The organism is Priestia sp. 3CA3, assembly GCF_056836725.1.
Genome location: NZ_JBXENJ010000046.1, coordinates 1 through 400 on the forward strand (window position 1 = coordinate 1; position 400 = coordinate 400).

At 51.2% G+C, this 400-nt stretch carries 1 protein-coding gene; it reads right to left on the reverse strand.

Going from position 1 to position 400, the window contains the following annotated elements; translation table 11 throughout:
* On the reverse strand, window positions 1–400 hold a 400-nt coding region (locus AC1VNJ_RS26885), incomplete at both ends, for an Ig-like domain-containing protein (RefSeq protein ID WP_482641639.1).

Sequence of the window (400 nt, forward strand, 5' to 3'; positions counted from 1 at the left end):
GTTTCCATCCACGTCCGTTCCTACCACTGCTCCTACTACAGGGCTATCCTCCTGCGTACTGAACGTGTAATTTGGCACCGTCGGTGCATCATTCACCGGCGTTACTGTCACTGTTACTGTCGAAACGGCCGTGCCTCCCTGACCGTCTGACACCAATACCGTAAACTGATCCGTCCCATTAAAGTTCAGGTTCGGCTGGTAGCTAAACGTTCCATCTGCATTCACCACGGCCACTCCGTTGCCCGGTGCCGTTTGTAGGCTAAACGTTAACGGATTTCCATCGGGATCTACGGCCACTACTTGATTGATTAACGTGCTATCTTCCGCAATCGTAAAGCTAACATTGGACGTAATTGGGGGATCGTTGACAGGGATAACGTTGATGGTCACCGTTGAAACG